8 protein-coding genes and 1 pseudogene are annotated in these 9,906 nt (G+C 64.7%); 2 read left to right on the top strand and 7 right to left on the bottom strand.

Features of this window, described 5'->3' with window-relative positions; genetic code table 11:
* Nucleotides 1-671, top strand: a 671-nt coding sequence (locus ACE3SN_RS14675) for a YeiH family protein (protein ID WP_374531250.1), incomplete at its 5' end; no start/stop codon positions are given.
* A 69-nt stretch (nucleotides 672-740) separates the two neighbouring features.
* Here the strand turns inward: ACE3SN_RS14675 and ACE3SN_RS14670 are convergent.
* Nucleotides 741-986 carry a DUF6356 family protein gene (locus ACE3SN_RS14670; protein ID WP_374531248.1) on the bottom strand — a complete coding sequence of 82 codons (246 nt, stop codon included), beginning with the start codon at nucleotides 984-986 and terminating at the stop codon, nucleotides 741-743.
* Between the two features lie 103 nt (nucleotides 987-1,089).
* On the opposite strand from ACE3SN_RS14670, the gene ACE3SN_RS14665 reads away from it, so the two are divergent.
* The gene (locus ACE3SN_RS14665; RefSeq protein WP_374531246.1) at nucleotides 1,090-1,566 is read left to right on the top strand and encodes an Lrp/AsnC family transcriptional regulator; all 477 of its coding nucleotides are present in this window, start codon (nucleotides 1,090-1,092) and stop codon (nucleotides 1,564-1,566) included.
* Between the two features lies 1 nt (nucleotide 1,567).
* Here the strand turns inward: ACE3SN_RS14665 and ACE3SN_RS14660 are convergent, their stop codons facing one another.
* The 6 genes and pseudogenes from ACE3SN_RS14660 to ACE3SN_RS14635 all read right to left on the bottom strand — a co-directional run.
* The gene (locus tag ACE3SN_RS14660) at nucleotides 1,568-2,479 is read right to left on the bottom strand and encodes an alpha/beta hydrolase (protein ID WP_374531244.1); all 912 of its coding nucleotides are present in this window, start codon (nucleotides 2,477-2,479) and stop codon (nucleotides 1,568-1,570) included.
* 9 nt (nucleotides 2,480-2,488) lie between these two features.
* The gene (locus ACE3SN_RS14655; RefSeq protein WP_374531242.1) at nucleotides 2,489-4,537 is read right to left on the bottom strand and encodes a glycoside hydrolase family 97 protein; all 2,049 of its coding nucleotides are present in this window, start codon (nucleotides 4,535-4,537) and stop codon (nucleotides 2,489-2,491) included.
* Nucleotides 4,538-4,539: 2 nt separating this feature from the next.
* Entirely contained in the window at nucleotides 4,540-6,165 is a 1,626-nt protein-coding gene (locus ACE3SN_RS14650) for an alpha-glucosidase (RefSeq protein WP_374531240.1), read from the bottom strand.
* Between the two features lie 13 nt (nucleotides 6,166-6,178).
* Nucleotides 6,179-7,993, bottom strand: coding sequence for an alpha-amylase family glycosyl hydrolase (locus ACE3SN_RS14645; RefSeq protein ID WP_374531238.1), 1,815 nt, complete (start codon nucleotides 7,991-7,993; stop codon nucleotides 6,179-6,181).
* Nucleotides 7,986-9,500, bottom strand: a complete 1,515-nt coding sequence (locus ACE3SN_RS14640; RefSeq protein WP_374531236.1) for a tryptophan halogenase family protein — start codon at nucleotides 9,498-9,500, stop codon at nucleotides 7,986-7,988. Before ACE3SN_RS14640 ends, ACE3SN_RS14645 begins: the two co-directional genes overlap by 8 nt.
* A 59-nt stretch (nucleotides 9,501-9,559) precedes the next feature.
* Nucleotides 9,560-9,906, bottom strand: a pseudogene (locus tag ACE3SN_RS14635) (TonB-dependent receptor); the annotation flags it as partial.

The following is a 9,906-nucleotide window of genomic DNA, read 5'->3' as shown; positions in this document are numbered from 1 at the left end:
GGCTGCTGGGCCAGTCAAGCTATGCCGGGATCCTCGCCGGCGGAGCAACCGCGATCTGCGGGGCGAGCGCGGCGCTCGCGCTGTACGGGGTGATCGGCAAGAACCGGGTGAGCCAGGCGCAATTCGCGCTGACGCTGGTTGGCATATCGCTGGCCAGCGCGATGGCCATGTCGGTCTATCCCGCGCTCGCTGCGGAGCTATCGCTGAACGACCGCGAGGCCGGCTTCCTGATCGGCGCCTCGATCCACGATGTCGCGCAGGCGATTGGCGGCGGCTATGCCTTTTCCGATGCGGCCGGCAGCTATGCCACGATCGTCAAACTGGCCCGGGTCGCGCTGCTGGCTCCGGTCGTGGTGCTGGTCAGCCTGGCAATTGGCCAGGACGGCGAAGTGGCGGGCACCCCGATCTGGAAGCGGCTCGCCCTGCCCTGGTTCATCGTTGCATTTCTGATCGTGGTGACGCTCAATTCGCTGGTCACCCTGCCACAGCACATCACGGGCGCCTTCCTGACGGGATCGAAGGCGCTGCTGCTGCTGGCGGTCACGGCCACGGCGATGCGCAGCCGGATGGACCTGCTGCTGCAAATGGGCTGGCGAGCGGCAGTGCCCGTGGTCACCGCAACGCTCGCCAGTTTCGCAGCCTCGCTGGGCTTTGCCCTGCTGCTGCTCTAGGCGGCATAGCGCGGGTTTGACCCGCGCCGCCCAGCCCCCGACCATTTAGGCCTGCGACCCTCGGGGCTCCTAAATCACGAAATCGAGCACTGCCGGCAGCGGCTTTCGCCGACGGTTGGCGACCATGCGATCATGCAGCGTCGCAACCTGGACGCTGCCCGTCTTGACGAACAGGAACGGCAGAAAGCCGTGGATCAGGCACGCAATGCCGCCAAGGATCATCCGCACGCCAAAGCTGCTCGCCATCACGAAATGCTCGCCATAGCTTTCACCAACGCTGGCGGGGTGATCGGTAAACAGCTTTGCCGGGTCCATCAGGGTGATCTCCTAAGTTGCGGAAATAATGCCTGCCGATATGCGCGATTTCATCACCTAATATCTGGATATTTTGCATTTTTGCGGTTATTTTATCCCAATTATGACAGATAATGCGCAACTTGATTCGATAGACTGGGCAATCCTCGGCGTTCTTCAGGCCGACGCATCCCTTGCCGTCCACGACGTGGGTGACAAGGTCGGGCTATCCAGCAACGCCTGCTGGCGGCGGATCAAGCGGCTGGAGGAAGCGGGAGTGATCGCGCGGCGGGTGGCTCTGCTCGACGCAGACAAGCTGGGCCTGGCGACCACTGTCTTCGTCGCGATCCGGGCGGGCCGCCACGACCAGCAATGGCTCGAAGCCTTTTCGCGCGGGATCGCAAGAATCGACGAGGTGATCGAGTGCCACCGCATGGCTGGCGATGTCGATTACCTGCTCAAGCTCGTGGTGCGCGATATTGCCCACTATGACCGGATCTACCGCAAGCTGATCGCCGCGGTGCCCGACCTGGCCGACGTGAGCTCGACCTTCTCGATGGAGCGGATGAAGTCGACGACAGCCCTGCCCCGCCCGATCTAGCTCACTTCGCCAGCAGCCAGCCGAAGATTTCCGGAAGACGCGCCGCCCAGGCGTTTTCCTCATGCTCCGCCCCGGGATAGACCTTGCTCTGGAAATCAATCCCGCGCCGCCATCCGCTCTGCTCGATCCGCCTGTCGATCGCATCCTGATAAGGGCTGTAGAACGCATCGAGCGTTCCGGTGCCATGATCGAGCCAAAGCCGCCGACCATCAGGCTGGCCGAGCCGGTCGGCAAACCATTTGTCCCACAATGCGATCAACTGCGCATCGGCTGCCCCGACCTCGCGGGGGTCGATGGCCGGCCAATGCGAACTGACGCAACCGGCCCGGCCGAACACGTCCGGCCGCTCGAGAAAGGCATAGCAACTCATCAGCCCGCCCATCGACGAGCCAACAATCGCCGTGTCGTCCCGTCCCGGACGGGTACGAAAGCTGGCATCGACCCATTGCTTGAGCGGTCCGGCAATCCAGGCCAGATAGGCGTCCGAAACGATCGGGCCGCCCGCCATCGCATCCATCCTGGCGCGCAGCGCAGGGGGCGCGGCCTGGTAGGCCGAGGCCGGCAGATACTGGCGATAGCGATCCGCCCCCGGTGCCCAGATGCCGACAATGATGTGCGGCTCGACCCGGCCGGTCCGCATCGCGGCCAGCATCGCCTTGTCGGCTGCCCAGATCTTGTTGAAATTGGAATTGGCCAGGTCGAACAGGTTGTGGCCATCATGCATGTAGACCACCGGATAGCGACGCTTCGAGCGGTCATAGCCAGGCGGCAGCCAGATGGTGAGGCGCTGCACCGGCAGCCCGGCGGCCTCGACCTGCCGGTATTCAAGCTTGCGCCCCAGATCGCGGGCCAGCGCCGGTTGAGCCAGCGCCGTCAGGATCAACGCGACGAGCAGGCCAAGCCAGTGCCGCATCCCGCCCCCTTACTTGCCCGGATGCAGCCGCATCGCCGCTCCGCCGCCGGGTGCGAGCCACAGCGTGATCGTGTCGCCGTGCTTCACCGTGCGGGTTTCATAGGCGATGTTGAAGCGCGCCGCGGTGGCATATGTCGCCCCCTCGCCATCCTTGTAGATCGTGGCGGTATAAGTCTTGCCGGGATCGAGGAAGTCGAGCGTCAGGGTGATCGTGCGCGCATCCTCGTTGTTGACGCCGCCGGCATACCAGTCCTCGCCGGCGCGGTCCTTGCGCGCGAAGATCGCGAACTGGCCCACCTCGCCGGCGATCAGGTGGCTTTCCGACCAGTCGGTCGGCACCTTGCTGATGAAGTCCAGTTCCTTGGGATGCTTGAGCAATTCCTCGGGGAAGTCGGCCGCCATCTGGATCGGCGAATAGATCGCAAGGTAGAGCCCGAGTTGCTTGGCCAGCGTCGAGGCAAGCGGCACGTGGTTCGCCCCTTCGAGACTTAGCACCCCCGGGGTGAAATCCATCGGGCCCGACAGCATCCGGGTATAGACCAGGTTCACCTCGTGGCCTGGCGGGTTCGCGAACGCGCCCCAGGCGTTGTACTCCATCCCCCGCGCGCCTTCGCGGTCGATCCAGTTGGGATAGGTGCGGCGCAACCCAGTGTCCTTCACCGGTTCATGCGCGTCAATCGCGATGTGATACTTTGCTGCGGTTTCGACGACCTTGAGGTGGTGTTGCACCTGGCGCTGGCCATCGTGCCATTCCATCCGCACTTCGCCCGGCTTGTCGCCCGGCGCGATGATCCCGCCCGCATCCGCGACATAGCCGGTCTTGACCGTATCGACGCCGTAGCTGGCGTAGAACTTCATCGCATCGTCCAGTTGGGCTTCGTAATTGGCAATGTTGCCACCGGTTTCGTGATGCCCAATCAGGTGGACGCCCTGCTTTTTGGCATAGTCGGTCACCGCCTTGATGTCGAAATCGGGGGTCGACTTGGTGAAGTTGAATTCGAAGCCACGGCTGAACCAATCGGCATTCCAGCCCTCGTTCCAGCCTTCGACGAGCACGCCACGGAAGTGGTACTTCTTGGCAAAATCGATAACCTGTTTGGTTCTTTCGGTGGTGGCGCCGTGGTTCGGGCCGGTGGCCCAGGTCCACTTGCCCGAGATCATTCCCCACCAGATCCCGACATAACGGCCCGGCTTGACCCAGCTGACATCGCCAAGCTTGTTCGGCTCGTTGAGGTTGAGTTCAAGGTCGTTCTCAACCAGTCCGGCGGCGTTGTCCGACAGGCGGATCGTGCGCCACGGCGTGGCGAAGGGCAGGTCGCGCACCACGCGCGCGCCTTGCGAGGACGGCGCCAGCGTGGTGGTAAAGTTCTGTCCGCTTGCGCGCTTCAGCCAGTAGCCCGAATAGTCGACCAGCGCGGCCTCGTGAAAGGCCATGTGGGTGCCGTCTTCGAGAACCATGGTAATCGGGGTGTGCGCGGTCGATACCGCGTCGATCGCAGTGTGCTGGTAGAGCTGTTCATAGCGGTTCCAGTCCCCGCCCGGAATCCACAGCGCCGTCCCCTTGGGCACAATGTTGAACTGGGTCAGCTCATCCGCGATCCGCATCGTCTTGAGCGCGGGTTGCTGGGGCAGTTCATAGCGGAAGCCGATGCCGTTATCGAACACCCGCACCCGCACGTTCATCAGCCGTCCGCCGCGGTCATCGGCCTGGCGGTACTGCACGGTCAGCTCGTTGTAGTGATCGCGCACGAAACGGCGCTCACCCCATGGCTGCTCCCACGTATCGTCACCGCTGGCGCGCGCTTCGCCGATCAGTTTGAAACTGCGATCGAGCGCGAGCCCATCGGTCAGCAGGAAGCCGAGCCGCGAGGCCGAAATCAGCAGCTTGCCCTTGCGCGACAGGGTCCAGACGGGGTGACCGTCGTTATCGGTGCCGAAGGTTGCCGTGATCGTGCCATCGGGCGAACTGACGCTTGCCGCCGGTGCGGCGGTCTGGGCCATTGCGGGCACGGCCAGAAACAGCGCCGAAACGGCGCCAATCTTACGCAGGAACTGCATTGTTACCTCTCCTCGACCAGCACCGCGCCGAACGGCGCAAGGTGACCCGTATCGGCGCCGTTCACCGACGCCAGTTGTTTGCCTTGCGGTGCAATACCGGTTGGCCAGTCGGCCGCCTTGGCCGAAAAGTTGAACCCGCAAAGTACCGCTTCGCCCAAGTATTCCCGGCGAAACACCAATCGGCTGTCATCGGCATGCAGCAGGGAAAAGCGGCCTTCGCGCAGCGCCGGATGGGCCCGGCGCAGGACCCCCAACTGGCGCGTCAGGTTGAGCAACGATGCGGGATCGCCGTCCTGCCGGTCAACCGCGCGCGCCAGGTTTTCGGCCCCCAGCGGGAGCCATGGCTGGCCAGTCGTAAAGCCGCCGAATTCATCCTGTGCGGCCCACGGCATCGGCGTGCGCGCGCCATCGCGCGACAGGGTCAGCGGCCAGTTGGCGATCGCTTCGGGATCCTGCAGCTGCTCAAAGGGAATATCGACCTGGGTCAGGCCCAGTTCCTCGCCCTGGTAGATGATGATGTCGCCGCGAAGCGCCGCGAACAGCGTGGCCTTCAGCCTGGCGAACGGTTCCTGCTGGTCCGGCTCGCACCAGCGCGACAAGGCGCGCGGAGCATCGTGATTTTCAAACGCCCAGCTTGGCCAGCCCATCTCCGGCTCGTCCGGCCAGTGCGCCTGCGACGTTGCGACCAGCTGCGGCGTCAGCGCTTCGGCATAGAGGAAATCGAACCCATAGGCGCTGTTGAGCCGGCCTTCGCCGCGCGTGAACAGCTTCATTTCGGCAAGCGCATCCTCACCGCCAACCTCGGCCATGGTAAACACGGCCGCATATTCATCGGTGAGCGCGCGGATCCGCTCGATGAAGGCCGGGATGTCGGCATGCCCCTGATTGTAACGGCGCAGCTGGAAATCGAACGGCCGGGTGCGCGGCTTGCCATCGTCGGGCGCGGGCGGATTGTCGCGCAGCAGCGGATCGTGCATCGCGAAGTTCAGCGCATCGAGCCGGAACCCGTCGACGCCGCGATCCAGCCAGAACCGCGCCACGCCCAGCAGCGCGTCCTGCACATCGGGGTTATGGCAATTGAGCTGGGGCTGCGAGGTCAGGAAGTTGTGCAGGTAATACTGCCCGCGCCGCGCATCCCAGGTCCAGGCTGGGCCGCCGAACACCGACTGCCAGTTCGACGGGGGTGAGCCTTCTGGCTTGGGATCGGCCCAGACGTACCAGTCGGCCTTTGCGTTGCTGCGGCTCTGACGGCTCTCCTCGAACCAGGCATGCTGGTCCGAGGTGTGGGCATAGACCTGGTCGATCAATACCTTGAGGCCCAGGTCGTGCGCCCGCGCCACCAGCGCGTCGAAATCGGCGAGCTTGCCGAAGATCGGATCGACATCGCAATAATCGGCAACGTCGTAGCCGAAATCCTTCATCGGCGAGGTGAAGAACGGCGAAAGCCAGATCGCGTCCACCCCCAGCGAGGCAACGTAATCGAGCCGCGACGTGATCCCCGGCAGATCGCCGATCCCATCACCATTGGCGTCGCAAAAGCTGCGTGGATAGATCTGGTAGATGGTGGCACCCCGCCACCAGACGGTAGCGGCAGTTGAATCGGCTTCGAGGCGGCTCAGGCGGTTCATGACGGTGCCCGTATCAATCCTTGGCTGCGCAAACGGCAAAGCCGAACGCGGGGAGGGTAATCGTAATCGTGCCGGGGGCATCCGCTCGCACCGGACACTGACCGGCCAGCGGCGCGAAAGCAAGGCTCGCCGGTTCAACCGCAACCCGGCTCGACACGCCCTGCGCCGAAGTGTTGAACGCCAGCACCACTTCGCGCCCAGTCACCGGGTCAAAGCGCGAGACGACCAGCAAGCCGGGCTTATCCGAAGACATGCGGACCTTGCTCATCCCTTCCGTCAGGGCGGGCGTGGTGCGGCGCACTTCGGACAGGTCGGCAATCAGCCGGTAGAGCGGATGATTGGGGTCGAAATTGGCCGCGGCGGTGGTCGCCGTGGTGCCGAGCAGGGGCTGATCGTTGTATTCGGCCACCTTGCTCGGGAACATGTCCTGCCGGGCCAGCTGATCGCCGCCGCGTCCGGCAAAGCCCTGCTCGTCGCCGTAATAGATCACCGGAACCCCGCGCAGCGTCAGCAGCATGGCATGGCCCAGCATGTCGCGCGCCAGCAGTTCCTCGGAGCCTGCTTTGGGATTTTGCTGTTCGATGAACATGGCGAGCCGCCCGGCATCGTGGTTGCCGACAAAGGTCGGCAATTGCAGCGCGCCCTTGGCCCCGCCCGCGTAAAGCACGTCGTCATCGTGCAGCCGGGCAAGCTCGTCGGTCCCGGTCTTGCCGCTCACCGCGTCGATCGCGGCAACGGCAAAGCCGAAGTCGAGCACCGCTGGCAGCCCGGCATTGCGGGTCCACGAGGCGAGCAGTGCGGGATCGAAGTCCGAGGTCGCGACTTCGCCGAAGATATGGAAGTTCGGGATCCCGCGCGCCTTGGCCCGCGCCTGAATTGCAGGGACGAAGGCCCGCCAGAATTCGGGATTTACGTGCTTGGCCGTATCGATGCGAAAGCCGTCGATCCCGAAGCGGTCGATCCAACTGCCATAGATGTCGATGAAGCCGGCCACCACGCGCGGGTTTTCGGTGGCAAGATCGTCAAGCCCGACGAAATCGCCGTACTGCGCGCTTTCGCCCTTCCAGTCGGTGTTGCCGCGGTTGTGGTACCAGATCGGATCGTTGAGCCAGTCGGGCACCTTCACGTGCTCTTCGCCCTTGGGCACATAGGGGGTATAGGCAAACGATGGATCGGTCAGCCTGGCCCAGTTTTCCGGCGAGGGATCGGCGTCCCCCGCAAAGCCGGGATTGATCGGCGCCCCGCCCACCCCGCCCTTGCGGCTGAAAGGATAGTCGGCCTTCGAGCGATAGGGATAGCCGCCCTGGGGCGAGACTTCGCGGTACTGGATCACGTCGGCCGTGTGGTTGACGATGATGTCCATGTAGACCTTCATGCCACGCGCGTGGGCGGCATCGACAAAGGCCTTGAAGTCCGCGTCGGTCCCGAAGTGCGGATCGACATGGGTGAAATCGGTGATCCAGTAGCCGTGATAGCCCGCACTTTCATCGCCCTTGGGGCCCTGCACCGGCTTGTTGACGAAGATCGGGCCCAGCCAGATCGCGGTCGCGCCGAGGCCCTGGATATAGTCCAGCCGCGCGGTCAGTCCCTTGAGGTCGCCGCCGTGGTAGAACCCGCGCGCGGCAGGATCGAACCCGGTCTTCAGCCGGTCGCCCTTGAGCCCGCCCCGGTCGTTGGCCGGATCGCCGTTTTCGAACCGGTCGGGCAGGACGAAATAGACCACTTCCTGTTCCGGCGTCCGGGCGCGGTAATCGGCCGGGACGTCCTGCGCCTGTGCCGGAATGGCGAGGGCCAACGCGGCAAGGCCAAGCAGCAATCGGTTACGCATGAAGTTCTCCCGCCGGGCAGAACCGGGCGATGTGATCGGCGTGGGTGGGCATCCGCTCCGCATCGCGCAGATAGGACGCGGCGAGTGTATCCATGAAGCCCTTGAGGTCCGCACTGCTCGCCTGGTCAGCCAGCGGGTGCCAGCGCTCCGGCACGATCCCCTGCCCGATCATCACCTGGACCCAGCCGGGCACGTCGAACAGTTCGTCATGTTCGCGCACGATTCGCCCCGTGGCGCGGAATACGGCGATGCGCTGAGCCAGCGGCTCAGGCAGGTCCATCGTCCGCAGCCGATCCCAGAACGGTTCGCCGACGCGCCCATTGGCGGCATAGTGCAGGATCACGAAGTCGCGGATCCGCTCGATCTCGAACACCGCAAGGCGATTGAAGCTGTCGCGATCCGCATCCGCCACCGGGCCGCTGGGGAGGAAGTCGAGCAGGCGGCTGATTGCGGTCTGGACCAAGTGGATCGAAGTCGATTCCAGCGGCTCGATAAAGCCGGAGGCGAGCCCGATCGCGACCACGTTACGCTCCCAGAACGTTTCGCGCCGCCCGGCCTTGAAGGCGATCGCGCGCGGGTCGGCCAGCGCCTCGCCGTCGAGGCCGCCGAGCAGGATCGCGGTCGCTTCGTCCTCGCTCATCTCGGCCGAGCAGAACACGTGGCCATTGCCGGTGCGGTGCTGCAACGGGATACGCCAGCGCCAGCCGGCGCGCTGCGCGATCGAGCGGGTATAGGGCACCAGTGGATCGACCTTGGCACAGGGCACGGCCACCGCGCGGTCGCAGCGCAGCCACTCGCTCCAGTCGACATAGCCCACGCCCAGCGCTTCGCCGAGCAGCAGGCTGCGAAAGCCCGAGCAGTCGACGAACAGGTCGCCCGCGACCTCGCTCCCGTCGGCGAGCGTAAGCGCGGAGACATCGCCGCTGTGCGGATCGCGGCGCACCTCGACGATCCGGCCTTCGCGCCGCACCACCCCGCGGCCTTGCGCAAACTGGCGCAGGAAGCGGGCATAGAGCGTCGCGTCGAAATGATAGGCATAAGGCAGCGGCGGCAGCGGACTGCCCTCCGCGCGCTGCACATGGGCGAAGCGCCCGGCATAACCGGCGACCGCATTGAGCACATAGTCGCCCAGCGGCCCCGCCAGCCCTTCGGCGCGGGCGCGCAGCCAGTAGTGATGGAACGGGATCAGCCCCAGTCCGCGGCCAACCAGGCCGAAGCCATGCATATAGCTTTCGTCGAACCCGCCCCAGCCTTCGAAGGCGATGCCCAGTTTGTAGCTGCCCTGGGTCGCGGCCATGAACGCGGCTTCGTCGATCCCAAGGCCGGCGTTGAAATTGCGGACCATCGGAATGGTCGCCTCGCCCACGCCGATCGTCCCGATCTCGTCGGATTCGACCAGTGTGACCTGCCAGCTCTCGTCGAGGAACCGGCCCAGCGCCGCGGCAGTCATCCAGCCGGATGTGCCGCCGCCGGCAATCACGATCCTGCGGTGGGTGAGGGAAGCCATCCCGCGTGTCCTGAGTTAGTGACCCCGGCCGTTGTGATGGGCCGGGGTCAGTATGTCGATCAGAACTTGTAGGTGAAGCCCGCCATGAAGCGGCGACCATAGCTCTGGTAGTTCATGATCTGCAGCGGTGCGCCGCTGACGATCGAGACTTCCGGTTCGTTGGTCAGGTTCTGGCCCTGGATGTAGAGCGACAGGCCCTGCAGCGTGCTGCCTTCGCCAAAGTCATAACCGATCTGGCCGTCGACAATGGTTTCACCCAGGATCCGCTTGTCGACCAGTTCACCGCCGAAGCCGACGAACTTGCCCACGAACGACGAGCGATAGCGGACCGAGGCGCGGGCGTTGAAGCCCCACTTTTCGAAGTAGACGGTGCCGTTGGCGACCCACTTCGAATAGTCGGGGATGT

This window comes from Novosphingobium sp., from assembly GCF_041915465.1.
Classification (GTDB): domain Bacteria; phylum Pseudomonadota; class Alphaproteobacteria; order Sphingomonadales; family Sphingomonadaceae; genus Novosphingobium.
Note: the sequence above shows the minus strand (reverse complement) of the source record. Positions and strands in the feature narration are given on the sequence as shown.